Genomic DNA, 26,969 nt, shown 5'->3' on the forward strand with positions numbered 1-26,969 from the left:
AGAGAATGGCCTTCTCATCCCAGCCAGTGCAAACGCCCCCTCAGGTCTGACCCTGCAACCAATCGGAAAACAGCCGGGCGGTTTCGGTTTCAACAACGTGATGCGGTCTGAACAGGAAATAGCCGTAGTCGGACAGCACAATATCTGACAGCCGGGCCAATCTGCCAGTGCCCAGTTCGTCGCTGACAAAATCATCCATCAAGGCGATGCCCTGACCGTCGATCACAGCCTGCGCCCGCACGTTCGGGTCCGGCACAATCAACGCGTCCCGCCTAGTTTGCAGGGGCAGGCCCGCCAGGGTCAACCACTCGGACCAGGCGTTGCTGTCGTCGCGATCCCGCAGCAGCGTCAAACGCGAGATTGCGTTCCCGATGCCCAGTTGAGCGACCAGCTGCGCGGCTTCTGCATTGCCAACTGGGAACGATCGGATGGGCATGAATGGCGTGACCACGCCGTCCTGCCAGTTTCCGTTGCCCCAGCGAATGGCCAGATCGACATCCTGCAACTCTTGCCCCGAGAACTGCACCATGGGTTGAATTCGCAGCTGGACGTCCTGATGGCTTTGCATGAAGGACATCAGCCGGGGCGACAGCCAACGCGCCGCGAAATAGGTCGAAACGCCCACAGTCAGGGTTTTCGATGTTGTGCCCTTCAGGGCAAGCAATCCGGCCTCGATCCCCTCGTAATGCGTCTGGCAGGCGGCCAGGACCTTCAGCCCTTCACCGGTCAAAGCAACCCCGCGCGGCGTGCGCCGAAACAAGGCCATGCCCAGATCACCTTCCAGCGTTTTGATCTGATAGCTGATGGCCCCCTTGGTCATGTTGAGCGCCTCGGCGGCGTCAGAGAAACTCGGGTAGCGGGCAATTTCAACAAACTGCCTGAGAAGATCGTGATGGCGGAACAGGGTGCGCATAGTTTTTCGTACAAAATTCTTGAACGCATGGGAAAGAAAAACTCGATTTTCAAAGCCTGATCGCCATGCATAGCTGGTTCTGTTCCTACTGGTCGGAGGGATGACGTTGGGCAGGTTGAACGCATCGGGTTTGTCAGGCGATCGCGGCAGGATGCGCCGCGGGCGTTTGTCGCGCCATAACACGCCGCCCGAGGTTCAGCCGTTTCAGGGGCGTAAGATTCCACAATACGCTCTGTTGGGCGAAGCAGCACTTGCCCGGATCGAGGATCAGGCAGACTGGATTCTGGACAGGATCGGGGTCGAGTTTCGCGGCGACCAGACGGCGCTGACCTACTTCTCCGAGGCGGGTGCCCGGGTGGAAGGTGAGCGGGTGCGGTTCAAGCCGGGTCATGCGCGCGCGCTGTGTGCCACCGCCCCCGAAGAATTCCTGCTACATGGCCGCGACCCAAAGCACACGGTCACATTGGGCGGTGACAATGTGGTGCTGATGCCCGGCTATGGCTCACCTTTTGTCAGCGATCTGGCGGGCGGTCGGCGCTATGCCACGCTGCAGGATTTCCGGAACTTCGTGAAGCTTGCCTATAGCTCTCAGGCTTTGCACCATTCCGGTGGGACAGTGGTCGAGCCGACGGATGTGCCGGTCAACAAGCGCCATCTGGACATGATGCTGGCGCATCTGACCCTTTCGACCAAACCGTTCATGGGGTCAGTCACCGCACCAGAGCGCGCCCAGGACAGTGTCGAAATGGCGCGGCTGGTCTTTGGGCGCGACATGATGGATCGCCATGCGGTGATGCAGGCCAATATCAACGTGAACTCGCCGCTGATCTACGATCACACCATGTCCGGCGCGTTGCGCGTCTATGCCGAGGCGAACCAGTGCGTCTGTGTTTCACCGGCGATCTTTGCCGGAGCCATGGGGCCGCTTTCCCCCGCGGCTGTGGCGGCGCAGACTTTGGCCGAGGCGATGGTGGGGATTGCGCTGGCGCAGCTTGTCCGGCCCGGTTGCCCGGTGGTGTTCGGCTCGTTTCACTCGACAATGAACCTGCGCAGCGGTGCGCTGACCTTCGGGTCGCCCGAGGCCAACATGACCACCATGGCGCTTGGACAGCTGGGCCGCAGGCTTGGCGTGCCCGTGCGGTCCGGCGGCGGTCAGATCACGGCCTCAAACGCACCGGACGGGCAGGCGATGCAGGACAGTGTTGGCGCGATGTGGGCGACGCTATTGTCGGGGGCGCATCAGGTCTGGCACGCGGCGGGGTGGCTCGAAGGTGGGCTGGTGATGTCCTATGAGAAATTTATCATGGATCTCGACCACTGCGGCGCGATGCTGAAACTGTTGCAGGGGTTTGATACCGATGACGAGGCATTTGGCCGCGATGCCTATTTCGAGACCGGGCCGGGCGAAAACTTCCTGTCGACCAGTCACACGCTGCGCCACTACACCTCGGCCAATTACGAGCCGCAGATCGCGGATGCGGGCCCGTACGAGACCTGGGTCGAGAACGGTGCGTTGACGGCGGATCAGCGCGCCTCGACCCGGTGGCGGCAGATGCTGGACGACTACCAACACCCTGAAATGAAACCCGGTATTCGCGCCGCGCTTGAGGCGTTCGTTTCCGAACGCAAGGCGGCAATGCCGGATGAATGGCACTAGAAAGGACTGAAAATGACCGAAGAGCTCAGCCGAACATCTGCCCTGGCATCCCGACACAGGGCGCTTGGGTCTGGGTTGGAGGATTGGAACGGCATGGGCACCGCCTGGACCTATGACACCGACCCCAATGATGAACATGACGCGGTACGGGAACGGGCAGGCATGTTTGACATGTCGCCGTTGAAAAAGGTCTTTGTGCGCGGCCCCGATGCCCAGGCGGCGCTGGATCATCTGACCACGCGCGATCTATCCAAACTTGCACCGGGCAAGGCGGCCTATCTGTGCGTGCTGACCGATCAGGGCGGGATCGCGGACGACGCGATCGTGTCGAACAATGGCGGGGACGAATGGATGATCGTGCATGGCTCGGGCGACACGATGGCCTTGCTTGAGGCGTCGGCCAAGGGGCGCGACGTCGAGGTCGAGTTTACCGACGATCTGCATGACCTGTCGGTGCAGGGTCCGACCGCGCTGGAGATTCTGAACGCCCATACGGATATTGACCTGACCGGGTTGGCCTATTTCGAACACGTCACCGCAAATCTGTTTGGCCATCCCTGCCGGATCTCGCGCACCGGATATTCCGGCGAACGCGGGTACGAGGTTTTTGCGGATGGCGCAGTGATTGGGGACACCTGGGACAAACTGGTCGATGCAGGCGTGATGCCCTGTTCCTTCACTGCGCTGGACAAGGTTCGGATCGAAGCCGGTCTGCTGTTTTACGGCTACGACATGACCGAAGAAAACACGCCTTGGGAAGTTGGGTTGGGGTTTACGATCAGCACAACCAAAGGCGACTTCCGGGGCAAGGCGGCCGTGTTGGCGGCCAGGGGGAACAAAAAGGTCTGCAATGTTTGCCTCGATATCGACCACCCGGACATGGTTGCGGGCGGTGAAACACTGTTTCTGAACGGCGAGGATGTGGGTGTAATCAACAGTCCGTGTTTCTCGCATCGGATGGGAAAATCACTTGCGATGGCGCATGTCAGGCCGGGCTTTGCGGTTGGCACCAAACTCGAAGTGACGGGCGACGGTTTGAAGACATCGGCCTTGCTGGTGTCCAGCCCGGTCTATGATCCCGACAAGACCCGAACCCATGGTTAGAACCGCCATCCAACAACGGCATCAGGCGACAGAAGCCACTTGAAAGGCATGATCTGGGCAAAGATCGGGTAATGTTGCCGTCAGAACCCGGTTCCATCAGGTGGTTTTCATGCCCAAACACGTCCAAAAGAAGGTTGAAAGACAAGGCGTTGCCTGTGCGGGCAACTGGATCCTGGACACGGTTCACACAATTTCGCATTGGCCCGAGAAATCGGACCTTGCGCGCATTGAAACGCAGCATGTGGGCCTTGGAGGCGGTCCGGCAAATGTCGCGTTGGGCTTGAAGGCGATGAAGGTGTCTTACCCGATTTGGCCAATCGGTCTCATAGGCGCCGGAGCGTTGGGAGACGAAGTCCTGCGCCTGTGCAAAGAGGCAGGGTTGCCATTGGACGGGTTGCAGCGGACGGCGCAAGCGGCCACGTCCCAGACCCACGTGATGAACGTTCCGGGCGACAGTCGGACCTTCTTTCACTATCCGGGAACCAACAGCCATCTGGATGCATCCTCGATCAATATCGAGCATCTGTCAGAGTCTGGCGTCAAGCTGCTGTATCTTGGCTACCTGACCTTGCTTGATCAGTTGGACGTCATTTTGCCCGGGGGCGAAACCGTTGCGGCGCAGGTTTTGTCAAAGGCTCGGGCAAAGGGCATTCAAACCTGCGTTGACCTCGTGTCGTTCAAGTCGGACAGGTTCAGGGATGTGGTCGAAGCCACGCTGCCCGCGATTGATGTTCTGTTTGCCAATGAACAAGAGGCCGAGCACGCGACCGGAGTGGCTGTGGCCGGTTCCGCCGATGCAATGATGCAGGCTGCCCGCGCTTTGAAGGCGGGCGGTGTGAAAAAGGCCGTTGTTCTGCATTCTCCGGAGCAGGTCGTTTGGTGTGGCAATGACGCAGAGTATTCGATTGAACCGGACCCCATCCCTGTGAGCCAGATCATCAGCCCGGTCGGCGCGGGGGATGCCTTTGCCGCCGGTGTCATTCACGGTCTGCACGAGGATTGGCCCATTCAAAGCAGCCTTAGGTTCGGGATGCGCGCGGCGGTGGCGTGCCTGTCAGGCTATACGGCAACCGAAGGTCTGACCGATCTTGTTGCACCGACAAAGCCGCCATAAGGGCGACAATTGCGTTTTGCCCGGCAGCGACGGCGGCTCAGGTCAAAATCCGCTCGACCACCCGGCGGCCGAAATCATGGGTTGGTCCTTCCCAATGCGGGCTGAGGCGTCCTCCGTCATAAGCCGGGGACAGGCGGCCCTGTTGCAACAGTTCCAGCATACCCAGATCTTCGCGGTTCAGATCGTCCCACATCTGCATCAGTTCGGCCCGCGCTTCGGCATGGTCGTCCGAGGTGGCGGCATCGCCGATCAGAAAGACATGCAGCTCTTCGCGGGTTTTGTTCGGGGCAATCGGATAGCTGACCAGCACGGTGAATTGATCGGGGAAGACTTCGGCAGCGAAATGCGGGAAGCACAGGAACCAGAGGCCCCGTTTGGCATCCTGTTCCGACAGGCCGGGATAATGGGGCAGGCGGTCGCCTCGACCTTCGCCCAGTTCCGGGAAGATATAGTCGTTATAGAACACATGCCGGTCCCATTCGCCGGACCAGCGCACGTTCATGGGCGCGAATTTCAGCAGCTTGGGATGTACCGAAAAGACGTGATAGCCCTCCATGTAGTTTTCATAGACCAGCTTCCAGTTGGCCTCGACCTCAAAATCGATCTTGCCGGCCCAGCGGATCGACGTGAAATCATATCCCGGCGTCCGTTCAAGCATCGGTGCCAGCCACTCCTGCAGCGGTTCAGCATCGCCCGAGACGTTGACGAAGATGCAACCGTTCCAGACCTCGGACCGCACCGGCACCAGATCCAGCTTGTCGCCGCCACCATCCTTGAACCGGTCGGTCACGTCAGGTCCGCTGAAATGCGGCCGCGCCCGCAGCTTGCCGTTCAGCCCGTAAACCCATGCGTGATAGGGGCAGGTCAGGGTTGACCTTTTACAAGGTTCCGTCACCAGTTTCAGCCCGCGATGGCGGCAGACATTGTGCAGCGTCCGAATTTCCCCATCCTGATCGCGCAGAATGATCAGCGGGGCACCTCCGATTTCCAACGGTTTCATGTCGCCGGGTTCGGGCAATTCGGCCGCCGCACCCGCAAACACCCAGGACCGGCGAAAACAGTGCTCTTTCTCAAGCGCCAGCCAATCGTCAGACCAATAGGCGGCATTGGGCAGCCCGCTGGCCTCTTCGATCGGGGCAAAGGTCTGGGCAAAGCCTTCGGGGCCAAGCAACTCCTTGACCTTTTGCAAAACTGGCGTGTCCGGGAATTGTCCGTCCATCTGCTGCTCCATTCAGAAAATTCTTGCGGGCCTAGGAAAATTATGCACGGTAAATTTTCATGAACGTCAAGAAAAATCATCAAACAAGTTCTCGAGACTCGCTTGGCAAACTGGGCGAAGACCTGCGCGCATTGCGCAAGGCGCAGAAGATGACGTTGAACGATCTGGCCGAGGTGTCGGGGCGATCGGTGTCCTTCCTGTCCAAGATTGAACGCGGTCTGGCCCGCCCTTCGGTTACTGCGCTGCAGGAAATTGCCGAGGCGCTTGGCGTTCCGGTGGGCTGGTTTTTCGAAACCGACATGCCCACCCCCGCCGAGGAACGCCCCTATATCGTGCGCGCTGACCGGCGGCGAAAGCTGACTTACTCGGGCCTGTCGGGCACGGATTACATGGGGTTCGAAGACCATCTTTTGTCGGCCAGTCTGGACCGGCAACTCGCGATGGGCATTTCCACCTACGAACCCGGCGGCAGTACCGGCGATGACCTTTATACCCACGAAGGCGAAGAGGCCGGGATGGTTCTGCGAGGCGAGATCGAACTGACGCTGGACGATCAGGTGTTTCACCTGAAAACCGGCGACAGTTTCAGCTTTTCCGCCGACATTCCACACAGGTATCGCAATCCCGGCAAGGTCGAGGCCCAGGTCGTCTGGGCCAACACGCCGGTCACACTGAAAAGATAGGCAATGACGGAACACGCGCGCGTAGTTGTGATCGGCGGCGGCAATATCGGTGCGGGTGTGCTGTATCACCTGGCCCATATGGGCTGGACCGATTGTATCCTGATCGAGAAATCCGAACTGACCAGCGGCGCGACCTGGCACGCCGCCGGTCTGGTCAGCCGCATGGTCGGCGGGCAGGCGCTGGGGTCGATCCATGACTATGGCGTGGAATTGTACAAACGGATCGAGCGTGAAACCGAGGTCGGCGTCAGTTGGCACAATTGCGGCTCGTTGCGGGTGGCGACCAGCCCCGCGCATATGGATTGGATCAACCACATCCGCGACGCGGTGCTGGCGCGCGGGCAAGAGGCTCATATCATCGACGCGGCCGAGGTGGCGCGGCTGAACCCGCTATATGACGTCGAGGCGGCAGGTGTTCTGGGCGCGATCCACACGCCGGATGACGGACATGTTGATCCCTCGGGCACCTGTCAGGCTATGGCCAAGGGTGCACGGCAGTTGGGGGCGCAGGTGCGGCGCAATTGCCGGGTAACGGGCCTGACGCAGCTGCCCTCGGGCGAATGGCAGGTCGAAACCGAGCAGGGCACGATCATCGCCCAGCATGTGGTCAATGCTGCCGGGTATCACGCCCGGCAGGTGGGGGCGATGGTCGGGCTGGACCTGCCGATCACCACCATGCTGCACCATTACGTCGTGACCGACGAGGTGCCCGAATTTGCGGCGATGGCGCATGAGATCCCCGTCACGCGTGATGACTATTTCTGCGGCTATATACGGCGCGAACAGGGGTCTGCCCTGATCGGTCTCTATGACAAGCAGGACCCGCAATCGGTCTGGCCCGATGGCTGCCCCTGGGACAGTGAGAACGAGCTGTTCGAGCCCAACTGGGATGGCATCACCCCCTGGCTGGAAAACTGTTTTGAACGTATGCCCGCCCTGATGAATCGCGGGATCAAGCGGGTGGTGAATGGTGGCATCACCTATACGCCTGACGGCGCGATGTTGCTTGGCCCTGCGCCGGGGTTGCGGAATTTCTGGCTGGCGTGTGGGGCTACCGTGGGCATTGCCTGGGGGCCGGGGGCCGGGCGTGCGCTGGCCGAATGGATGATCGAAGGCAGCGCGGGTATTTCGACCCGTGCCTTTGATCCGGGCCGGTTCGGCATCTGGGCAGACGCCGACTATGCCCGCCAGCGCGCGACCGAGGATTACACGCTGCGCCAAGCCATGCCCTATCCGCAGCACCAGCGCCAAACCTGCCGCGACGTGAAACGATCCGGCGCCCATGACCGCACCGCCGCACTTGGGGCCACGTTCGAAGAGGCAGGAGGTTGGGAACGCCCCCGCCTTTACGCGCCCGAGCCGATGGGCTGGCGACGCACCAGCAGCTTTCAGCAAACCGCTGCGGAATGCCATGCAGTCCGCAACCATGTGGGCCTTGCGGATCTTTCGGCCTTTGCCAAATTCCGGATCGAAGGGCCGGGGGCCGAAACTTTGCTGAACGCGGTCTGCGCCAACAGGATGCCGCGCGTGGGGCGGACCTGTCTGACACTGCTTCTGAACCATAAGGGCACAATCGAAGGCGAGGCCACCATCGCCCGCACGGGGCCAGAGAGTTTCTATTTTGTCACCGGCGCGCCCTCGGAACGGCGGGTTTGGGATTGGCTGACCCTGCATTGCGGTGTGCCGATGGAGGGCGTGACAATCCGGAACGAGACCGATGCAATCGGTATCCTGTGCCTCGCCGGTCCCAAAGCACGTGAGGTTCTGGAGACCGTCACCCCGGACGATGTCAGCAACAAGGCCCTGCCGTGGCTGTCGACCAAACAGATCACCATCGCGGGTATTCCCCTTCACGCCCTGCGGCTCAGCTTTACCGGAGAGCTGGCCTATGAGCTTCACGCCCCCAACGATCAATTGGGTGCGTTGTGGGATGTGCTGTGGAAGGCTGGGCAGGCCTACGGCTTGGCCCCGTTCGGAACCCGCGCGCTGGACAGTCTGCGGATCGAGAAATTCTATCGTGGGGGCCACGAATTGGCCAACGATGCCAGTCACAAGGATGTCTGTCAGGAACGGTTTGCGGCCACCGCCAAGGATTTCGTGGGCCGCGCGGCCATGCTGGCCCGCCAACCGCAAAGCCGCATCGCCCTGCTGGCGCTTCAGGGTGAAACCACCGATGCTCTGATCGGCGAAGCGGTGTTTCTGAACGGTGAACGGGTCGGCTCGATCACCTCGGCGGCCTATGGGCACAGCGTTGATCAATCTTTGGCCATTGCCTTCCTGAAAGATCACGCACGCGCCGCCGGGACGTTGGTGCATGTCTCGCTTCTCGGGCGATTGATCGACGCCACCGTCCTGTCCGAGGCCCCATGGGACAGGAGCAACGCCAGAGCAAAAGCCTGAAGCTATGTCTGCGACCTCTTACCTGAACGCGCGTGCGAACTGATCGGTCAGTGGTTTTGTCAGGTAACTCAAAGGCGTGCGGTTTTCTGTGATCAGGTAGACCTCGGCCTTCATGCCGGACAAAAAGGACAGGTTGGCGTTGTTCAGTTCCTTGACAGAGTCGCGCGTCAGGCTGACCCATACCGGGTAGCGCGGCTCTTGCTCTAGCGACGGTGCGATCAACCGATATTCAGAGAGGTCGTCGCCTGGTTTGGTTCAGTGGCGTTGCGGGACGCTGAATGACTGTGGTTCAGACAGGCAGGCAACAGAGTTCAAGAAGCCGAGCAAAACGGACGCTGTCCAGACTGTCGAATTGCAACGCCAGCTCTGCCATTTCATCGGCGCGGTCCGATCCAAGGGCGGGGTCGGCGAGCAGGTGGAATTTCTCGTGAATTTCGGCGTCGCTTAGCGGCATGTCTGCGTCACCGCGGGGGGTGCGGGGTGCATCGGCGATCTGGCGGCCATCGCTCAGAATAAGAGTCACCTGAGCCCAGCGTTTGTCGGTGCTGATACGCGTCATCTCGGGGTCGTCTATCAGGTGAATGGCGCGGCTGACGCGCAGGATGTCGGGGTCGCGCAATGTGTCTGCGCTTAGCTCTTCAATCCCCAGGCGGCCGCGCACAATCATTGCCGCCACCGGAAAGGCAATTGCATATGCAAATTCGTCCTGATTTGCCGGTTCGTGGCCTGCCAGACGGGTGGCGTAGTGAAAGGTTCGGATTTCTACACGTTCGATTTGCTGGTGGGACAGAGCATGTTCGCGCATCAGGTCCCGAACCGAATCAAGTGAGGGATGGGCCCAACGACAACACGGGTAAGCCTTGTAATGCGTGTGATCGACCAACCGCCAACCGGATCCCAGATCGTTCCAGAAGGCGGCGCCGTCATCGCCTTCACAGGTCAGGGCAGGGGCGCCCGTAAAGCCTTCCATGGCCAGATAGGCGGCGGTGACGCCTGATGGTGCCCCCCAGCCGACCCCGTCGCGCAGCATGGTCGGATGATCGATGCAGCGCATCATCTGGCTGCGCGGGCCGTGGTATTCGCCGATGCCTGCGGCGTGACGGATATGCTGCGCATGTCCGCCCAGCAGCTTTGCACCGGCTGCCGCGACGCCAACGGCCGTCCAGGCCCCGGATGTGTGATAATCGGCGCAGGTTGCGTGCTGTACCAGACCGGCGCGATAAGACAGCTCGTACGCAGTCGCCAAAAGCGTGGCAAAGTCGCGCCCGTCCATCTTTGGCGCACTGGCCTGCGCCATTGCGATCAGCGCCGGGAAGATGGCCGATCCCGCATGGCCCTTGCAGGGTGTAGTGCCATCATGGGCGTCTATACTGTCAATCGTGAAGGCGCCGGCCATTGCCGCGCCGACGGGGCTGACAGCGCGCCCGTCCATCAGCAATTGTGCCTGTCCCGCACCGCCCGCCCCGAAAATCAGCGGGGCCACGCGGCGCGCGATTCCCGACAGCTCGGTGGTGGCCCCGATGGCCGCGACGCCCATGGTATCAAGAAAGGAGCGGCGCAGAGTCCACAACGCCTGTTCGGGCAAATCCTCATAGCGCAGTCCGGCTGCAAAAGCGTCGAAACTGGGGGCCACGCGTTTATCCTTTGCAATCAGAAGGGCTGTGTTCGCGGCTAACTTTCGTGGGCTTTGCGCAGAATATCCAGAAACAAATTCAACCGACGTCCCTTTGATGCGCTTTTTCGGACAATGGCTGCCATGGTCGACGAAAACTCGGCCTCGGGGCAGTTGATCTGTTTAAGGAAACCGTCCTTCACCAAAGCGCGTGCTTTATGTGTCGGCACGAACCCCAAGTATCGACCGGACAGAACCAGAAGCATCAAGGATTCTTCGTTTTGGACAAATGCGGATTTCCTCAGCATCAACTTTTGGTGAACGGCCATGTTGGGCGAGTTGAAGCTCAGACCGGCATAATTGTACTTGCGCAGCTGGTTCAGGGGGACGATGTCGGACGCGGAATGAAACAGCTCGTGCTCTCGGCCGCAGAACAACCGCATTCTTTCGACATAAAGTTCCGAGTAGGACAGCATCGGCGACTGCCGATGCAAGGGAACGATCCCCAGATTAAAGCGCCCGTTGATGACGCCTTCTTCGATGATGTTCGGCGGCTCCATGGATATGTCCAGCGTCACGCCCGGCGCTTTGTCGATGAAATGTCTGATCGCCCCGCCGAGGTTGGATTCCTCGTTTGAAGTGGAATGATCAAACAAGGCTATACGCAGTTTTCCGGTCAGTTCCGAGCGCACATCGCCCAGCCCGTTCTGGAACTTGTCGATGGCCAGAAACAGCTCATTCGAGGAGTCCAGGACATACTGGCCGTCCGATGTCAGGGAAAACCCGGCGGCCCCCCGATGGCACAGTTTTGCGCCCAGCCGGGTTTCGAGATCGGCAATATGCTTGCTGATCGTCGACCGGCTGATGTTCAGTTCAAACTCTGCCGCTGTGAACCCACCACACCAAACAACAGTACGGAAGACCTGAAGCAGCCTGATGTCGACATCTGATATGCTAGTAATTGCTTTTTTCTGTGGCACGGGTTACGTGTAGTTTTCTGCACCTTTACGTCGATTACTTTATCTTAGCGTTACAGTCAAAACAACTTAGTGTTCGTGCGAAGTGAGTCTAGTGAGCGCTCGTTCATGTCAGAACACTTTCCAAAAACCAACGAACAGGAGGAGGTTTTATGACTCTGCTCAACAGTATCAAAACATTTGCGGCGGTTGCATCGCTTGGCGCATTGGCAATGGCCGCGCCTGCAAACGCCAAGAACTTCAAGATCGCTGTCGGTGACAGCGGCGGGTCCAGCCAGGAAGCAACCGGCCTTGCCTTCAAGGAAAAACTGGAAGAGCTGTCAGGCGGCAATCACACCGCGACACTGTTCCTGAACGGTCAGCTGGGATCCGAGCAGGACACCGTCAACGATGCCGCAATCGGCACGCTGGACATGTCGCTGCTGGCGATCAACAACGTCACGCCGTTCTCGCCTACCGTTGGTGTGTTCACGCTGCCTTACGTGATTCTCAGCCTGGAAGACGCGGAAACGCTGACCCAAGGCCCGATTGGTCAGGAACTGACCGAGAACACCATCAATGACGCCGGTGTTCGCATCATCGCCTGGACCTATACGGGTTTCCGCGTTCTGACGAACTCGAAAAAACCGGTCAAATCGGTTGCTGATCTGGAAGGTCTGGTCATTCGCGTTCCCAAGAACGAGATCATGATCGACACCTACAAGGCATGGGGCATCAGCCCGACCCCGATGGCATGGTCGGAAACCTTTGCCGGTCTGCAGACCAAAGTTGTGGACGGTCAGGACAACCCCTACACCACCATCAACGCGATGAAGTTCTACGAAGTTCAGGACTACGTCACCGAGATCCGCTATATCTTCTCGATCGAGCCTCTGATCGTGTCCGAGCAGGTATTCCAGGGTCTGTCGGCTGAAGATCAGGCCATGATTCTGGAAGCTGGTGAATACGCCACCAAAGCCTCGGCTCAGTTCCTGCGCGACAAGGAAGCCGAGATCAAAGAACTGCTGGTCGAAAAGGGCATGGAAATCCACGTTCCTGAAAACGACGAGGCAGAATTCATCGAACTGGCAACCACCGCCGTGTGGCCGAAGTTTTATGACAGCATCGGCGGCGTCGAAAAGCTGAACGCCGTGCTGGCCGCAATCGGCCGCGAGCCGGTCTCGGAATAATAATACAAAAAGACCAAGAGAGCGCCCAAGTGGCGCTCTCTCACTTCTAGGGAGGGGCATATGAAAACCTTTTTAGGGATCCTCAACAATATAGAAAGCTACCTTTGCCGCTTTCTGCTTGCGACATTTGTTTGCTTGTTGTTCCTTCAGGTTGTCGTCCGAACAGTGTTCAATTTCTCGTTCTCCTGGGTCGAGGAGCTGTCTGTCTACATGTTCGTCTGGTTCGTGTTTTTCGGCGCGAGCTATGCGGCCAAGATGGGCGCCCACAACCGGGTGACGTTCCAGTTCAAGTTTCTGCCGCCGCGCGCGATCAAGTATATCGAAGCGTTCGCCGACCTGTTCTGGATCTGCTTCAACCTGTATTTCGTCTATCTGGCGCTGGACTTCATCTTCAATCGGATGAACCGGTTCCAGTCGTCCCAGACGCTCGGGTTCCACCTCAGCTGGGTCTACATCGTTCTTCCCATTGCATTTGCCCTGATGACCGTTCGCATCATTCAGGTGAACTACAAGAAAATCGTTCTGGACGAGGATCTGCGCGATCCGGACAAGGTTGACCTGGAAGAGGTCCGCGCAGAACTCGGCGAAGAAGGGGGCAAGTAATGGGCACCGAAATCATCTATATCCTGTTCGGCGGCTTCCTTCTGCTGTTGTTCATCGGCGCGCCGATCACGGTGGCGTTGGGTGTGTCGACGCTGATCACCTTCCTTGTGCTGGATGAAAACCCGATCAAGTTCGTCCAGATCGCCTTTACCTCGGTGGGGTCCTTCCCGCTGATGGCGCTGCCTGCCTTCATTCTGGCCGGCGCGCTGATGGAGGCGTCGGGCCTGTCCCGCAGGCTGATCAACGTGGCCGAAAGCTTTGCCGGGCCGTTTACCGGCGGCATGTCTGCAGCGGCGGTCTTTGCCTGCCTGTTCTTCGGCGCGATCTCGGGCTCGGGGCCCGCGACAACGGCGGCGGTGGGCATGCTGATGATCCCCGCGATGATCCAGCGGAACTACAGCCGCGACTATGCGTCGGCCATCACGGCCTCGTCCGGTGGTCTGGGTATCGTGATCCCGCCATCGATCCCGCTGATCATCTTCGGCATCGCGGCACTGGGTATGCCACCCCCACCCGAGGCGGTGGCCGAGCATGGCACCTTCCAGACCGTTTCGATCCCGAAACTGTTCATCGCGGGCTTTTTCCCGGCCTTCCTGATCGCCGGAAGCCTGCTGATCATGAACTACATCCTGGCCAGAAAGCGCGGCTATAAAGGCACGACCGAAGGCTGGTCCGCCCGCCATATCTGGTGCGAGATGTATCGCGGCTTCTGGGCGCTGATGGCACCGTTGGTTATTCTGGGCGGCATCTATTCGGGCTTTTTCACCCCGACCGAGGCGGCGATTGTGGCGATCTTCTACACGCTGATCGTGGGTGCGTTCATCTACCGCGAACTGACATGGCCGAAGCTGTTCACCTCGCTTGAGACCACGACCTGGCTGACCGGCCGCGTGCTGCTGATCATGTTCACGGCGACGGTGTTTGGCCGCCTGCTGGTTGAAAACCAGATCCCCGCCATCATCGCGGACGGGATGCTGTCGATCACCGACAACATCTATATCATCTGGACGCTGGTGATCCTGTTCCTGCTGTTCGTGGGCATGTTCATGGAGACGCTGGCGACCATTCTGATCCTGGTTCCGGTGATGTTACCCGTAGCCTACAGCATGGGGATCGATCCGATCCACTTTGGTGTTGTCATGGTCTGTACCCTGGGCATCGGCTTTCAGACGCCGCCTTTGGGTGAGAACCTGTTCATCGCGTCGGGTATTTCCAACATCTCGATCGAGCGTATTTCGGTGGCGGCCCTGCCGTTTGCCTTCATCAACACGGTGGCGATCTTCATAATCGCCTTCGTGCCCGAAATCGCGCTATGGCTCCCAAGGTTCTTTGGGTACTGATCCGCGACACGGAGGAAGAAGACAATGCTACCCAAAATCGAGAATATCCTGATCGCAACGGACCTGTCCGAAAACGCGGACAACGCGCTTCGGCACGCATTGAGCATCGCAATCGCACATGGGGCAAAAGCCCATGTGCTGCATGTCACCGAACCGTTGTCGCAGGATGCCATCGTCACCATGCGGATGTTCATTCAGGACGACAAATCTCGCAAGCAGGCCATCAAGGACCGGCACGATGCCGTGAAGTCCCTGCTGACGGACAATCAGCACGATTTCCTGAAATCGCTGACCCCCGAAGATCAGGAGAAATATTCTGCCGTGTCTTCGGTGGAACTGATCGACGGGCACCCTGCCGAATCGATCCTGAAACGCGCCAGAGAGCTGAAATGCGATCTGATCGTGATGGGGTCGCACGAACATGGCACGTCGCATACGTTTCTGGGCACAGTCGTAAAGCGCGTTCTGCGCAGATCAACCATTCCGACGCTTGTTGTGCCGAACCAGAACTAGCAAAACTCCCCCTCGCTTAAGCGACCTGGGCAGCCTTTTGGCTGCCCTCTTTTTTTGGTGCCCCAGGGTTCGCAGCCCGCTCCTTTTGGGCTTAGGACCCTGTTCAGGTCGCAAAGAGACAAGTGCACACCGCAAAACACCTAAGCCAAGCGATCCAGAATCGCGCATTGTGGGGTCAAACTGACACGAGAGACCCATGCGCTATTCCGGATTTCGGATCATCAAAGAGGCTTTGACCGGCCACAAAGGGTGGACACCCGCCTGGCGCGATCCTGCGCCGCAAAGCGAATATGACATCATCGTTGTCGGCGGCGGCGGGCACGGGCTGGCCACCGCCTATTATCTGGCCAAGGAATTCGGCGAGGCCCGGATTGCCGTGCTGGAAAAGGGCTGGATCGGCGGCGGCAATGTGGGGCGGAACACGACCATCATCCGCTCGAACTATCTGTTGGACGGGAATGAGCCGTTCTATGAGTTCTCGCTGAAACTGTGGGAGGGGTTGGAACAGGATTTCAATTTCAACGCCATGGTCAGCCAGCGCGGCATTTTGAACCTTGTGCACACCGATGCGCAGCGTGATGCGGCGCGGCGGCGGGGCAATGCCATGATCCTGAACGGCTCGGATGCCGAACTGCTGGATACCGAGGGTGTGCGGGCAATGTACCCGTTCCTGAACTTCAACAATGCGCGGTTCCCGATCAAAGGCGGCTTGCTGCACCGACGCGGCGGCACCGTACGCCATGACGCGGTGGCCTGGGGCTATGCGCGTGGCGCGGATATGCGCGGCGTCGATATCATTCAGAACTGCGAAGTGACGGGTTTTCGCATTGAAAATGGCAAGGTGCAGGGGGTCGAAACCTCGCGCGGGTATATCGGGGCCAAGAAGGTCGGGGTGGCCGTTGCCGGATCATCCAGCCGGGTGATGGAGAAGGCAGGGATGCGCCTGCCCATCGAAAGCCATGTGCTGCAGGCCTTTGTCTCGGAAGGGCTGAAGCCGTTGATCGACGGCGTGATCACCTATGGTGCCGGGCATTTCTATTGCAGCCAGTCCGACAAGGGCGGGTTGGTCTTTGGCGGCGATATCGACATGTACAACACCTACGCGCAGCGCGGTAACCTGCCCGTGATCGAGGATGTGGTCGAAAGCGGCGTCTCCCTGATCCCGGCCTTGGGTCGCGTGCGCCTGTTGCGGGCCTGGGGCGGTGTCATGGACATGTCGATGGACGGCTCACCCTTCATCGACCGGACGGGGATCGAGGGGCTCTATTTCAATGGCGGCTGGTGCTATGGCGGCTTCAAGGCCACCCCGGCCTCGGGCTGGTGTTTTGCGCATCTGCTGTCCACCGACCGCCCGCATGAGGTTGCAACAGCCTATCGTCTGGACCGGTTCCGCACCGGTCACATGATCGACGAAAAAGGGGTGGGCGCGCAGCCCAACCTGCACTGACGGAGGCCATTCATGATTATCGAACACCCGCTTCTTGGCCCTCGCGATGCGCAGGAATTCGTTTACCTCGGCGACGCTTCCATGATCGACCGCCCCGATTGGCAGGCCGATAACGCGGCCGAGGCGTTTCACGACTATCTCTATCTGCGCGACAACCCGGCGGGGGAGCATCAGGAGCTTTGGTATCACGAGCAGGGCGACCGGTCCTGGCTGGTGGTCACGCGCAACACGCTGACTCATGAAATTACCGATGTAAAACTGGCCCGCGACGTGGCCCGGGAACGGGGGCGCGGCAGATGAGCGGACAGATCAATCGACTGAAAGGCGGTCTGGTCGACCACGGGCAGAACCTGAACTTCACCTTTGATGGCAAGCGTTATCAAGGGCTTGCGGGCGATACACTGGCCTCGGCGTTGTTGGCCAATGGCGTGCGTCTGATGGGCCGATCCTTCAAATACCACCGTCCGCGCGGGGTGCTGACGGCTGGGTCGGAGGAACCGAACGCTCTGGTCGAATTGCGCTCGGGCGGGCGGCAAGAGCCGAACACGCGCGCCACTGTGGCGGAGCTTTATGAAGGGCTGGACGCGCATTCGCAGAATCGCTGGCCGTCACTGCAGCGGGATGTTCTGGCGGTCAATGACCTGTTCAGCAATTTCCTGACGGCGGGCTTCTACTACAAGACCTTCATGTGGCCCAAGGCGTTTTGGGAAAAGCTGTACGAGCCGATTATCCGCCGGGCTGCCGGATTGGGCAGTGTTTCGGGGCAGGATGATCCAGACCCATACGACAAGGGTTTCCTGCATTGCGATTTGCTGGTGATCGGGGCCGGTCCTGCCGGTTTGTCGGCTGCCCTGACCGCAGGGCGCGCCGGGGTGCGGGTTATACTGGCGGATGAGGATTTCGCCCTTGGTGGTCGGCTGAATTCGGAATCCTTTGCCATCGACGACATGGCCGGGTCGGACTGGGCAGCTCAGGCCGTGGCCGAACTGACGTCGATGGACAATGTGCGCCTGCTGCCGCGCACAACGATTGTCGGCGCGTTCGATCATGGCATCTACGGCGCGGTCGAGCGGGTGGCCGATCACAAACCGCAACCCGGTTCTGCAGAGCCACGCCAGATATTCTGGCGGATCTACTCGAAACGGGCGGTTCTGTGCGCCGGTGCAACCGAACGCCCCATCGCCTTCCCGAATAATGACCGGCCCGGGATCATGATGGCGGGGGCCGTACGCTCTTATTCCAATCGCTGGGCCGTGACGCCGCATGAGCGGGTGGCTGTTTTCACCAACAATGACGACGGGCACCGCACGGCTGCGGATCTGATCGCAAAAGGCGTGCAGGTGGCCGCCGTTGTTGACACGCGGGCCGATGCACCCGAGGTCGCGGGCACCGAACTGTTCGCCGGGGCGCAGGTCATCGGCAGCAAGGGCCGGTTGGGCCTTGAGACCGTCACGATCCAGACGCAACAGGGCTTTACTCACGACATCATCTGCGGGGCTTTGGCTGTCTCTGGCGGCTGGAACCCGAATGTGCATCTGACCTGTCATCAGCGTGGGCGACCCCAATGGAACGAAGCGCTGGCTGCGTTTGTGCCGGGTGACTCCCTTCCGGTTGGCCTGTCGGTCGCCGGGGCGGCGGCGGGCGTGTTGTCCACCCATGGGGCCATGGAAACGGGTGTCGCGCGTGCCGCCGAAGCACTGGCCGATCTGGGCATTCAGGCCACGCCGGGGGATGTTCCAAAGGCCGAGGATGCCGCGGTCAATCTGCAACCCTTCTGGTATGTGAAGGAGGGCAAAGGTCGGGCCTGGATCGACCAGCAGAACGATGTGACCGTCAAGGATGTAAAACTGGCGCATCAGGAGAATTACGTCTCGGTCGAGCATCTGAAACGCTACACGACCCTCGGGATGGCGACCGATCAGGGCAAGACCTCGAATATGGGTGGTCTGGCGGTGATGGCCGAGATGACCGGCAAGTCGATCCCCGAGACCGGTACAACCATCTTCCGTCCGCCCTATACACCGGTGGCGATGGGCACTTTGGCGGGCCGTGCAGTCGGCAAGCAATTCCACCCCACCCGCAAAACCCCCAGCCACACATGGGCCACCGAGCAGGGCGCGGTGTTCACCGAAGTCGGCGACTGGCTGCGCGCGCAATGGTATCCGCGCAAGGGCGAGACCCACTGGCGGCAATCGGTGGATCGCGAGGTTCTGGCCACCCGCAACTCGGTCGGCATCTGCGATGTGACCACGCTGGGCAAGATCGACGTGCAGGGCGCGGATGCGGCTGAGTTTCTGAACAAGATTTACTCGAACGCATTTGCCAAACTGCCCGTCGGCAAGGTGCGCTATGGGTTGATGCTGCGCGAGGACGGGATTGCCTATGATGACGGCACCGCCGCGCGGTTTGCCGAGGATCATTTCGTTGTCACCACAACCACAGCCAACGCGGTGCTGGTCTATCGCCAGATGGAATTCGCGCGGCAATGCCTGTGGCCCGATCTGGATGTTCAGCTGATCTCGACCACAGAAGCCTGGGCGCAATATGCGGTGGCAGGTCCGAACGCGCGCAAGTTGCTGCAAAAGGTGGTTGATGCCGAGTTTGACATTTCGAACGAGGCCTTCCCCTTCATGGCCTGTAGCGAAATCACCGTCTGCGGCGGCTGCCGCGCGCGGCTGTTCCGTATCTCGTTCAGTGGTGAGCTGGCCTATGAGATCGCCGTACCCACCCGCTATGGCGACGCCCTGATCCGGGCGCTGATGGAGGCAGGGGAAGAGTTCGATGCGGCCCCGTATGGCACCGAGGCACTGGGCGTCATGCGGATCGAAAAGGGCCATGCAACCGGGAATGAGATTAACGGGACCACAACGGCCCTGAACCTGGGTCTGGGGCGGATGGTCAGCAAGAAGAAGGACTGTATCGGCAATACGCTCTGCGAGCGGGACGGGTTGAATGAACCGGATGCCTTGCGGCTGGTCGGGCTGAAACCTGTCGATGCCAGCCGGACCGTGACAGCCGGGGGGCACCTGATGAACAAGGGCGGCCCTGTCGATGCGGCCCACGATCAGGGTTATGTCACCTCGGCGGCCTATTCCCCGATCCTTGGGTCCTCGATCGGGTTGGGCCTTTTGAAGAACGGGGCCGAGCGGATGGGTGAGGTCATGCGTCTGGTCAATCCGCTGGAAGGGTCCGAGACCGAGGTCGAAATTGTCAGCGCCCATTTTGTCGATCCGGAAGGGGAGCGTTTGCGTGCATAAACTAAAAGCCATCACCGCCCTTGGATCTGCCGAGGCACGTGTCTCGACCATCGCAGGGCTGACGATAACCGAGGTGACAGACCGCGCCCTGGCCTCTGTTTCGATGCGTCTGGGGCAGGGCGCGGAATTTGCCAGCCGGGCCAAAGACGTTTTGGGGTTCGATCTGCCGGGTCCCGGCGGCGCGGCTGTTGGGTCGCCATTTTCCGGCTTCTGGCTTGGCCCGGACAGCTGGATGATCGATGCGGATTATGCGGCGCATGAAACGCTGGCTGCAGACCTCAAGTCGGCCATGCAACAGACCGCTTCGGTGGTCGAGCAGACCGACGGATGGTGCCGGTTCGACGTTACCGGCCCGACGGCCTGCGATCTGTTCGAACGGTTGTGCAACGTGGACATTCGCGCGATGAAGGCCCAGACGGCGACACGTTGCGCCATTCATCACATCGGCTGCTACCTTTGGTGCCTTGAGGCGGGTCAAAGCTTTGCCGTGCTTGGGCCACGGTCATCGGCGGGGTCCCTGCATCACGCATTAGTAGAGGCGGCGCAGGCTATCTCGGCGGGCTGAAACGATCAGTGCAACACGGTATCGCGGGTGACGCGGAACCGGTTACGCTCTTGCCGGTCCTGGCGCGGTGACGCCCCGAATTGTTCTGCATAGTGGCGCGACATGGCGGTTGGGTTGGTGTAGCCGATGGCATGGGCAATAGATGTCAGGGAATCCTGCGTGTAGATCACCAATTGCCGTGCCGCACGCAGGCGCAGATGCCGGTAATACTCTGCCGGGCTTTGATCCAGCGCCTGACGGAAGCAGCGTTCCAGATGTCGCGAGGATACACCGACCTGACGCGCAACATCGCGCGTGGTCAGTGGAAATTCCAGATTGTCGGCAAATAACCGGACCGCACGGGCCACGACTTGCGGCAGATGATCGGCGGTTTCGTCAGTTTGAAAGGTCGGCGTTTTTTGCGGGATATTGGGGCTGCGGATCGCCGGGTGCTGGAACCAGCAGGCGACCTCGGTCATCGTGGCCTCACCCAGCATGGCTTCGACCATGTGCAAGGACAGATCAAACGCCGAGGCCGCGCCGGATGCGGTACAACAGCGCCGGTTCACCGCGATCACGTCATCGGTTACGGCAATCTGGGGAAATTCAGCCTCGAACGCCGTACGGTACAGCCAATGGACCGAGCAGGTCTGCCCCTGCAAAACGCCCGAGCGGGCCAGTGGGAACACCCCGCCGCTGATCGCGCCCAACCGCGTGCCATGACGTGCGAGATAGCGCAATTGCGCCGTAACCTCGGCGGGCGCGCTGAACTGGCCATCGGGTTCGGACAGGACAATCAGAAGATCGACATCGCGCAAGGTCTTCAGGGCGCACTCGGTCTGAAACGGGATACCCGCGCTGGCGGTAACGGGGCCTGCGTCCTCAGAACACAGCACCCAGGAAAACACTTGTTTGCGCGCGATTTCATTGGCGGCGCGCAACGGCTCGATCACCGAGGTCAGACAGGCCATCGGAAAGCCGGGCAGCAGCAGGAAGCCAACCGAAATCCGGCTCCGCCCGTCGAAATCAAGATCCTTCAAAGGTGCCGATAACTGGTGCATGTCAGCTTCCGTTGCAGGGAATTTCGATATACTATGGGGAAAAATACTTTCCTGACAAGAGTGACTACACAAATCAGGGTCTCGTGTGCCATGGTTGGCAGAACCACCCTCAGGGATCAAGGGAATAGCAATGGCGCAGGCCGAAACGACCGATGACAAGCTGACATTGTCGCAGGACCCGCACAGGGTTCGGGACAGCGGTGAAAAGAACCTGGAAACGGCAATCGGGCGCGAAATTAAGGCGTTGCGCCTGCAGCAGGGGACAACGATTGCCGAATTGTCCGGGTTGACCGGCCTGTCGATCAGTATGTTGTCCAAGATCGAGAACGGGGCGACCTCGCCTTCCCTGACAACCCTCCAATCTCTGGCCGATGCGCTGAGCACGCCGATCACATCGTTTTTCCGACGTTATGAAGAAACCCGCAACGCGGTGCACACCAGATCGGGCGAAGGGGTCGAGACCGAGCGGGCCGGCACGCGGGCCGGGCACCACTATACCCTACTGGGTCATTTGGGGGCCAATGCCAGCGGTGTCGTGGTGGAACCCTACCTGATCACGCTGACCGAGGAATCCGACCGCTTTCCAACATTCCAGCATGACGGGATCGAGATGCTGTATCTGCTGGAAGGTGAAGTGGATTACCGTCACGGGGACAGCATTTATTCGATGAAGCCGGGCGACACGCTTTTCTTCGATGCCGATGCCCCGCATGGGCCAGAGGGTCTGGTGAAACTGCCTGCAAAATACCTGTCGATCATCTCGTATCCACAGACAAGCTGACCATTTTCATCATTGGTGTCGTCTAAACCGGGCTGCTTGAGTGCTGCGCCGGACCGTGGACCTATTCCTGTTTTGTGGATTTTCCTCACAGGAATATTTATTTCTCGGTGTTGTTTTTCACACTTCGGCCTGCTAGCGTCAGATTCGACGAAATTTCAGAGGACCAAAGCGGATGTGTGGAATTGTCGGTCTGTTTCTCAAGGACAAGAGTTTGGAGCCTGAACTGGGCTCGATGCTGACGGATATGCTGATCACGATGACGGACCGGGGACCGGACAGCGCTGGGATTGCGATTTATGGCGCCGAGTCCGATGGGACAGCAAAGCTGACGGTGCAATCGGATGCGCCGGATGAAGACTTTGCAACGCTGGCCGCCGATCTGGGCGAGGCGATTGGCGCGCAGGTTTCCTTGCAGGCCAACGACACGCATGCGGTGCTGCAGATGGACGGTGCCAAGGTCGAACAGGCCCGTCAGGCCGTGCGCGAACTGCGCCCCGGTCTGCGCGTGATGTCGGACGGCGCGGCGATTGAGATTTACAAGGAAGTTGGCCTGCCACGAGATGTGGCCGACCGGTTCAACCTGTCGACCATGGGCGGCAGCCACGGCATCGGACACACGCGGATGGCCACCGAATCCGCTGTGACCACCGAAGGCGCGCACCCTTTCAACACCGGCTCGGATCAGTGCCTGGTGCATAACGGCTCGCTTTCGAACCACAACGCGTTGCGACGCAAGCTCAAGCGTGAGGGCGTGCGGGTGGAGTCGATGAATGATACTGAAGTTGGCGCGGCCTATCTGACCTGGAAGATGCAGAACGGGGCCACCTTGGGTGAGGCGCTGGAAAGCAGTCTGGAAGATCTCGATGGGTTCTTTACCTTTGTCGTCGGTACCAAGGACGGGTTCGGCGTGGTGCGCGACCCCATCGCCTGCAAACCGGCGGTGATGGCCGAGACCGATCAATATGTGGCCTTCGGCAGCGAATACCGCGCTTTGGTCAACTTGCCGGGCATCGAAGACGCCAGGGTCTGGGAACCCGAACCCGCAACCGTCTATTTCTGGAGCCACTGAGATGCAGACTTACGATGTTGCAGAAAACGGCCTGCGCGGTTTGAATTCGACCCTTCAGGCCCAAAGCGCCGACACCAACCAGACCAGTTGGGAAGTGCGGAACCCCAAGGGCAGCCACGCCATTGCCGTGGGGTTGGACGCGCCCATCGAGGTGACGGTCAAAGGGTCCACCGGCTATTATTGTGCAGGGATGAACCAGCAGGCGACCATCAAAGTCGAAGGCTCGGTTGGTCCAGGCGTGGCCGAGAACATGATGTCGGGCACCGTGATTGTCGATGGTGATGCCAGCCAATATGCCGGGGCCACTGGGCATGGTGGTTTGCTGGTGATCAAGGGCAATGCCAGCTCGCGCTGCGGGATCTCGATGAAGGGGATCGATATCGTCGTGCATGGCAATATCGGTCATATGTCGGCCTTCATGGCGCAGGATGGCAATCTGGTTGTCTGCGGCGATGCGGGCGATGCGCTTGGCGACTCGCTGTACGAGGCGCGGTTGTTTGTGCGCGGCTCGGTCAAAAGCCTTGGGGCGGATTGCATCGAGAAAGAGATGCGGCCCGAGCACCTTGAATTGTTGGCCGATCTGCTGGACCGCGCCGGAGCGGACGCCAAACCGGAAGAGTTCAAGCGGTACGGCTCGGCCCGTCAGCTTTATAATTTCGATGTCGACAACGCGGCTGCTTACTGAGGATATGGGTATGAAAGACACAGATCACGCCATCCCCCGCACCATGCCGATCCAGTCGGCGACCTTCACCAACCCCATCAATGCCGAAATCCGGCGGGCGGCGGCGACCGGCATCTATGACATTCGCGGTGGCGGTGCCAAACGCAAGGTGCCCCATTTTGACGACCTGCTGTTTCTGGGTGCCTCGGTGTCGCGCTACCCGCTGGAAGGCTACCGCGAACGCTGCGACACCTCGGTCACGCTGGGCACGCGCTTTGCCAAGAACCCGATTCAACTGGACATCCCGATCACCATTGCGGGCATGAGCTTTGGGGCCTTGTCCGGCCCGGCAAAAGAGGCTTTGGGCCGCGGCGCTTCCGCGGCGGGTACGTCGACCACCACGGGTGATGGCGGCATGACACCCGAGGAACGCGGCCATTCGTCCAAGCTGGTCTATCAGTACCTGCCCTCACGCTATGGCATGAACCCCAATGACCTGCGCAAGGCCGACGCGATCGAAATCGTGGTCGGTCAGGGCGCAAAACCCGGTGGCGGCGGCATGTTGCTGGGTCAAAAGATCAGCGACCGCGTGGCCGAGATGCGCACCCTGCCGAAAGGCATCGACCAGCGCTCGGCCTGCCGTCACCCGGACTGGACCGGGCCGGATGATCTGGAGATCAAGATCCTCGAACTGCGCGAGATTACCGGCTGGCAGGTTCCGATCTACGTCAAGGTTGGCGCGACCCGGCCCTATTACGACACTGCGCTGGCGGTCAAGGCCGGGGCCGATGTGGTGGTGATGGACGGGATGCAGGGCGGCACCGCCGCAACGCAGGATGTGTTCATCGAGCATGTCGGTCTGCCGACGCTGTCGTGTATCCGCCCTGCCGTGCAGGCGCTGCAGGATCTGGGTGTGCACCGCGAGGTGCAACTGGTGATTTCGGGCGGTATCCGCACCGGCGCTGATGTGGCCAAGGCGATGGCATTGGGCGCAGATGCGGTGGCTATCGGGACTGCGGCTTTGATCGCCTTGGGCGACAACGACCCGAAATGGGAATCCGAGTACCAAAAGCTGGGCACCACCACCGGGGCTTATGATGACTGGCACGAAGGGCAGGACCCTGCGGGTATCACCACGCAGGACCCGGATCTGGCCGCGCGGCTGGACCCGGTCGAAGCGGGCCGCCGGTTGCGCAATTATTTGAAGGTGATGACCCTTGAGGCGCAGACTATCGCGCGCGCCTGTGGCCACAATCACCTGCACAATCTGGAACCCGAGGATCTGTGCGCCCTGACGATGGAGGCCGCCGCCATGGCGCGCGTCCCATTGGCGGGTACCGACTGGTATCCCGGCAAGGCCGGGTTCTGAACTGCAAGCGAAACGAAGGCGCGGCCCAAACGGGCGGCGCCTTTCTTCTTTTGAACCAACAGGGAAAGGAAGGCCGACCATGACGACAGATCTGGCAGCTTTCGCCAAGGAAAAAGGCGTCAAATATTTCATGATTTCGTTCACCGATCTGTTCGGTGGGCAACGGGCCAAGCTGGTCCCCGCGCAGGCTATTGCGGATATGCAGGAAGAGGGCGCAGGTTTTGCCGGGTTTGCCACCTGGCTGGACATGACCCCGGCGCATCCCGACATGCTGGCGGTGCCCGATCCGTCCTCCGTGATCCAACTGCCCTGGAAGCCCGAGGTCGCGTGGGTCGCTGGCAACTGCGTGATGGAGGGTGAGGACGTCGCCCAGGCCCCGCGCAACGTGCTGCGCCGCCTGATCGAAGAGGCCGCCGACATGGGCATGCATGTCAAGACCGGGATCGAGGCCGAGTTCTTCCTGTTGACGCCCGATGGCGAACAGATCAGCGATCCGTTCGATACGGCCGAAAAGCCTTGCTACGACCAGCAGGCGGTGATGCGCCGCTATGACGTGGTGCGCGAGATCTGCGACTACATGCTGGAACTGGGTTGGTGCCCGTATCAGAACGACCACGAGGATGCCAATGGCCAGTTCGAAATGAACTGGGAATTTGACGATGCCCTGCGCACCGCCGACAAGCATTCCTTCTTCAAGTTCATGACCAAGTCGGTGGCGGAAAAGCACGGCTTCCGTGCCACCTTCATGCCCAAACCGGTCGAGGGGCTGACGGGCAATGGCTGCCATGCCCATATCTCGGTCTGGGATGCGCCGGGCGCGGATGCAAAGACCAACGTATTTGCCGGTGAGGGTGACGGTCCGACCGGTGAGGTCGGTCTGAGCGAGAAGGGCAAGCACTTCCTCGGCGGCATCATGAAGCACGCCAGCGCGCTGGCGGCGATCACCAACCCGACGGTGAATTCCTACAAACGCATCAACGCCCCGCGCACCATGTCGGGCGCGACCTGGGCGCCGAATACCGTGACCTGGACGGGCAACAACCGCACCCACATGGTCCGCGTCCCCGGACCCGGCCGGTTCGAGCTGCGACTGGCCGATGGCGCGACAAACCCCTATCTGCTGCAGGCCGTGATCATCGCGGCTGGTCTGTCTGGTATACGCTCAAAGGCCGACCCGGGACGGCGCTATGACATCGACATGTATGCCGAGGGCCATACGGTGACCGACGCACCCAAACTGCCGCTGAACATGCTGGACGCGCTGCGCGACTACGACAAGGATACCGAGCTGAAAGCTGCGATGGGCGAAGAATTCTCTGCCGCGTTTCTGAAGATGAAACATCAGGAGTGGAACTCTTTCGTCAGCCATTTCTCGCGCTGGGAAAAAGAGCACACGCTGGATATCTGAGATTCATCGCCCTTTTTGAAACAGGGAAAGGCCGGAGTGTTTCGCAGTCCGGCCTTGCAGCATGA

The 26,969-nt window shown here is 60.2% G+C and carries 24 protein-coding genes; 18 read left to right on the forward strand and 6 right to left on the reverse strand.

Translation table 11 applies throughout. The annotated features are described in order from the left end of the window. Positions 1-40 precede the first annotated feature (40 nt). Positions 41-913: a LysR substrate-binding domain-containing protein gene (locus ACR0LW_RS05975; RefSeq protein ID WP_480881902.1), complete on the reverse strand. Its 873-nt coding sequence runs from the start codon at positions 911-913 to the stop codon at positions 41-43. Between the two features lie 151 nt (positions 914-1,064). Here ACR0LW_RS05975 and ACR0LW_RS05980 point away from each other — a divergent pair, with 151 nt between their 5' ends. From ACR0LW_RS05980 to ACR0LW_RS05990, 3 genes are all read left to right on the forward strand, one after another. Beyond that, positions 1,065-2,570: a trimethylamine methyltransferase family protein gene (locus tag ACR0LW_RS05980; protein ID WP_480881903.1), complete on the forward strand. Its 1,506-nt coding sequence runs from the start codon at positions 1,065-1,067 to the stop codon at positions 2,568-2,570. 12 nt (positions 2,571-2,582) lie between these two features. Beyond that, positions 2,583-3,674: an aminomethyl transferase family protein gene (locus ACR0LW_RS05985; RefSeq protein WP_480881904.1), complete on the forward strand. Its 1,092-nt coding sequence runs from the start codon at positions 2,583-2,585 to the stop codon at positions 3,672-3,674. Positions 3,675-3,783: 109 nt separating this feature from the next. Then, positions 3,784-4,788, forward strand: a complete 1,005-nt coding sequence (locus ACR0LW_RS05990) for a carbohydrate kinase family protein (RefSeq protein WP_480584172.1) — start codon at positions 3,784-3,786, stop codon at positions 4,786-4,788. 37 nt (positions 4,789-4,825) lie between these two features. On the opposite strand, the gene ACR0LW_RS05995 is transcribed toward ACR0LW_RS05990, so the two are convergent. Next, complete coding sequence (locus ACR0LW_RS05995) at positions 4,826-6,007, reverse strand: aromatic ring-hydroxylating oxygenase subunit alpha (protein WP_480584170.1); 1,182 nt, start codon at positions 6,005-6,007, stop codon at positions 4,826-4,828. 59 nt (positions 6,008-6,066) lie between these two features. On the opposite strand from ACR0LW_RS05995, the gene ACR0LW_RS06000 reads away from it, so the two are divergent. Next, positions 6,067-6,690 carry a cupin domain-containing protein gene (locus ACR0LW_RS06000; protein ID WP_480881905.1) on the forward strand — a complete coding sequence of 208 codons (624 nt, stop codon included), beginning with the start codon at positions 6,067-6,069 and terminating at the stop codon, positions 6,688-6,690. Positions 6,691-6,693: 3 nt separating this feature from the next. Then, positions 6,694-9,090 carry an FAD-dependent oxidoreductase gene (locus ACR0LW_RS06005; protein ID WP_480881906.1) on the forward strand — a complete coding sequence of 799 codons (2,397 nt, stop codon included), beginning with the start codon at positions 6,694-6,696 and terminating at the stop codon, positions 9,088-9,090. An 18-nt stretch (positions 9,091-9,108) separates the two neighbouring features. Here the strand turns inward: ACR0LW_RS06005 and ACR0LW_RS06010 are convergent, their stop codons facing one another. From ACR0LW_RS06010 to ACR0LW_RS06020, 3 genes are all read right to left on the reverse strand, one after another. Beyond that, positions 9,109-9,312: a hypothetical protein gene (locus ACR0LW_RS06010; protein WP_480881907.1), complete on the reverse strand. Its 204-nt coding sequence runs from the start codon at positions 9,310-9,312 to the stop codon at positions 9,109-9,111. A gap of 67 nt (positions 9,313-9,379) precedes the next feature. Then, complete coding sequence (locus tag ACR0LW_RS06015) at positions 9,380-10,723, reverse strand: MmgE/PrpD family protein (RefSeq protein WP_480881908.1); 1,344 nt, start codon at positions 10,721-10,723, stop codon at positions 9,380-9,382. A 38-nt stretch (positions 10,724-10,761) separates the two neighbouring features. Then, a complete protein-coding gene (locus tag ACR0LW_RS06020) occupies positions 10,762-11,682 on the reverse strand; it encodes a LysR family transcriptional regulator (protein ID WP_170622567.1) in 921 nt (306 codons plus the stop codon). Between the two features lie 209 nt (positions 11,683-11,891). Between ACR0LW_RS06020 and ACR0LW_RS06025 the strand changes: the two genes are divergently transcribed. The 8 genes from ACR0LW_RS06025 (at position 11,892) to ACR0LW_RS06060 (ending at position 20,573) form a co-directional block, all read left to right on the forward strand. Next, a complete protein-coding gene (locus ACR0LW_RS06025; RefSeq protein WP_480708389.1) occupies positions 11,892-12,848 on the forward strand; it encodes a TRAP transporter substrate-binding protein in 957 nt (318 codons plus the stop codon). 60 nt (positions 12,849-12,908) lie between these two features. Then, positions 12,909-13,451: a TRAP transporter small permease gene (locus ACR0LW_RS06030; protein WP_170622569.1), complete on the forward strand. Its 543-nt coding sequence runs from the start codon at positions 12,909-12,911 to the stop codon at positions 13,449-13,451. Then, positions 13,451-14,791 (forward strand): TRAP transporter large permease, encoded by a 1,341-nt coding sequence (locus ACR0LW_RS06035; RefSeq protein ID WP_480881909.1) that lies wholly within the window; start codon positions 13,451-13,453, stop codon positions 14,789-14,791. Before ACR0LW_RS06030 ends, ACR0LW_RS06035 begins: the two co-directional genes overlap by 1 nt. A gap of 24 nt (positions 14,792-14,815) precedes the next feature. Beyond that, positions 14,816-15,304: a universal stress protein gene (locus ACR0LW_RS06040; RefSeq protein ID WP_170622571.1), complete on the forward strand. Its 489-nt coding sequence runs from the start codon at positions 14,816-14,818 to the stop codon at positions 15,302-15,304. Between the two features lie 196 nt (positions 15,305-15,500). Then, entirely contained in the window at positions 15,501-16,751 is a 1,251-nt protein-coding gene (locus ACR0LW_RS06045; RefSeq protein ID WP_480881910.1) for a sarcosine oxidase subunit beta family protein, read from the forward strand. 12 nt (positions 16,752-16,763) lie between these two features. Beyond that, positions 16,764-17,051 carry a sarcosine oxidase subunit delta gene (locus ACR0LW_RS06050; protein WP_480584155.1) on the forward strand — a complete coding sequence of 96 codons (288 nt, stop codon included), beginning with the start codon at positions 16,764-16,766 and terminating at the stop codon, positions 17,049-17,051. Further along, complete coding sequence (locus tag ACR0LW_RS06055; protein ID WP_480881911.1) at positions 17,048-20,008, forward strand: sarcosine oxidase subunit alpha family protein; 2,961 nt, start codon at positions 17,048-17,050, stop codon at positions 20,006-20,008. The genes ACR0LW_RS06050 and ACR0LW_RS06055 overlap by 4 nt, the downstream gene beginning before the upstream one ends. Then, the gene (locus ACR0LW_RS06060) at positions 20,001-20,573 is read left to right on the forward strand and encodes a sarcosine oxidase subunit gamma (protein ID WP_480584149.1); all 573 of its coding nucleotides are present in this window, start codon (positions 20,001-20,003) and stop codon (positions 20,571-20,573) included. The genes ACR0LW_RS06055 and ACR0LW_RS06060 overlap by 8 nt, the downstream gene beginning before the upstream one ends. Positions 20,574-20,578: 5 nt before the next feature. On the opposite strand, the gene ACR0LW_RS06065 is transcribed toward ACR0LW_RS06060, so the two are convergent. Further along, on the reverse strand, positions 20,579-21,613 hold the full coding sequence (locus ACR0LW_RS06065; RefSeq protein WP_480881912.1) for a GlxA family transcriptional regulator: 1,035 nt from the start codon (positions 21,611-21,613) through the stop codon (positions 20,579-20,581). 130 nt (positions 21,614-21,743) lie between these two features. Between ACR0LW_RS06065 and ACR0LW_RS06070 the strand changes: the two genes are divergently transcribed. The 5 genes from ACR0LW_RS06070 (at position 21,744) to glnT (ending at position 26,904) form a co-directional block, all read left to right on the forward strand. Further along, complete coding sequence (locus ACR0LW_RS06070) at positions 21,744-22,394, forward strand: helix-turn-helix domain-containing protein (RefSeq protein WP_480881913.1); 651 nt, start codon at positions 21,744-21,746, stop codon at positions 22,392-22,394. Between the two features lie 172 nt (positions 22,395-22,566). Next, a complete protein-coding gene (locus ACR0LW_RS06075; protein ID WP_480881914.1) occupies positions 22,567-23,463 on the forward strand; it encodes a class II glutamine amidotransferase in 897 nt (298 codons plus the stop codon). A gap of 1 nt (position 23,464) precedes the next feature. Next, a complete protein-coding gene (locus ACR0LW_RS06080) occupies positions 23,465-24,148 on the forward strand; it encodes a protein GlxC (RefSeq protein WP_480873351.1) in 684 nt (227 codons plus the stop codon). Between the two features lie 10 nt (positions 24,149-24,158). Next, complete coding sequence (locus ACR0LW_RS06085) at positions 24,159-25,496, forward strand: FMN-binding glutamate synthase family protein (protein ID WP_170622580.1); 1,338 nt, start codon at positions 24,159-24,161, stop codon at positions 25,494-25,496. A gap of 79 nt (positions 25,497-25,575) precedes the next feature. Next, positions 25,576-26,904 carry a type III glutamate--ammonia ligase gene (glnT, locus tag ACR0LW_RS06090; protein WP_480881915.1) on the forward strand — a complete coding sequence of 443 codons (1,329 nt, stop codon included), beginning with the start codon at positions 25,576-25,578 and terminating at the stop codon, positions 26,902-26,904. Positions 26,905-26,969 lie beyond the last annotated feature (65 nt).

The organism is Ruegeria sp. N4 (assembly GCF_056531425.1).

Coding starts and splice junctions, on each gene's coding strand:
- ACR0LW_RS05985 (WP_480881904.1), top strand. CDS start 2,583: ATGACCGAAGAGCTCAGCCGAACATCTGCCCTGGCATCCCGACACAGG.
- ACR0LW_RS06070 (WP_480881913.1), top strand. CDS start 21,744: ATGGCGCAGGCCGAAACGACCGATGACAAGCTGACATTGTCGCAGGAC.
- ACR0LW_RS06025 (WP_480708389.1), top strand. CDS start 11,892: ATGGCCGCGCCTGCAAACGCCAAGAACTTCAAGATCGCTGTCGGTGAC.
- ACR0LW_RS06080 (WP_480873351.1), top strand. CDS start 23,465: ATGCAGACTTACGATGTTGCAGAAAACGGCCTGCGCGGTTTGAATTCG.
- ACR0LW_RS05990 (WP_480584172.1), top strand. CDS start 3,784: ATGCCCAAACACGTCCAAAAGAAGGTTGAAAGACAAGGCGTTGCCTGT.
- ACR0LW_RS06030 (WP_170622569.1), top strand. CDS start 12,909: ATGAAAACCTTTTTAGGGATCCTCAACAATATAGAAAGCTACCTTTGC.
- glnT (WP_480881915.1), top strand. CDS start 25,576: ATGACGACAGATCTGGCAGCTTTCGCCAAGGAAAAAGGCGTCAAATAT.
- ACR0LW_RS05980 (WP_480881903.1), top strand. CDS start 1,065: ATGCGCCGCGGGCGTTTGTCGCGCCATAACACGCCGCCCGAGGTTCAG.
- ACR0LW_RS06005 (WP_480881906.1), top strand. CDS start 6,694: ATGACGGAACACGCGCGCGTAGTTGTGATCGGCGGCGGCAATATCGGT.
- ACR0LW_RS05995 (WP_480584170.1), bottom strand. CDS start 6,007: ATGGACGGACAATTCCCGGACACGCCAGTTTTGCAAAAGGTCAAGGAG.
- ACR0LW_RS06040 (WP_170622571.1), top strand. CDS start 14,816: ATGCTACCCAAAATCGAGAATATCCTGATCGCAACGGACCTGTCCGAA.
- ACR0LW_RS06045 (WP_480881910.1), top strand. CDS start 15,501: ATGCGCTATTCCGGATTTCGGATCATCAAAGAGGCTTTGACCGGCCAC.
- ACR0LW_RS06035 (WP_480881909.1), top strand. CDS start 13,451: ATGGGCACCGAAATCATCTATATCCTGTTCGGCGGCTTCCTTCTGCTG.
- ACR0LW_RS06075 (WP_480881914.1), top strand. CDS start 22,567: ATGTGTGGAATTGTCGGTCTGTTTCTCAAGGACAAGAGTTTGGAGCCT.
- ACR0LW_RS06065 (WP_480881912.1), bottom strand. CDS start 21,613: ATGCACCAGTTATCGGCACCTTTGAAGGATCTTGATTTCGACGGGCGG.
- ACR0LW_RS06000 (WP_480881905.1), top strand. CDS start 6,067: ATGAACGTCAAGAAAAATCATCAAACAAGTTCTCGAGACTCGCTTGGC.
- ACR0LW_RS06055 (WP_480881911.1), top strand. CDS start 17,048: ATGAGCGGACAGATCAATCGACTGAAAGGCGGTCTGGTCGACCACGGG.
- ACR0LW_RS06050 (WP_480584155.1), top strand. CDS start 16,764: ATGATTATCGAACACCCGCTTCTTGGCCCTCGCGATGCGCAGGAATTC.
- ACR0LW_RS06085 (WP_170622580.1), top strand. CDS start 24,159: ATGAAAGACACAGATCACGCCATCCCCCGCACCATGCCGATCCAGTCG.
- ACR0LW_RS05975 (WP_480881902.1), bottom strand. CDS start 913: ATGCGCACCCTGTTCCGCCATCACGATCTTCTCAGGCAGTTTGTTGAA.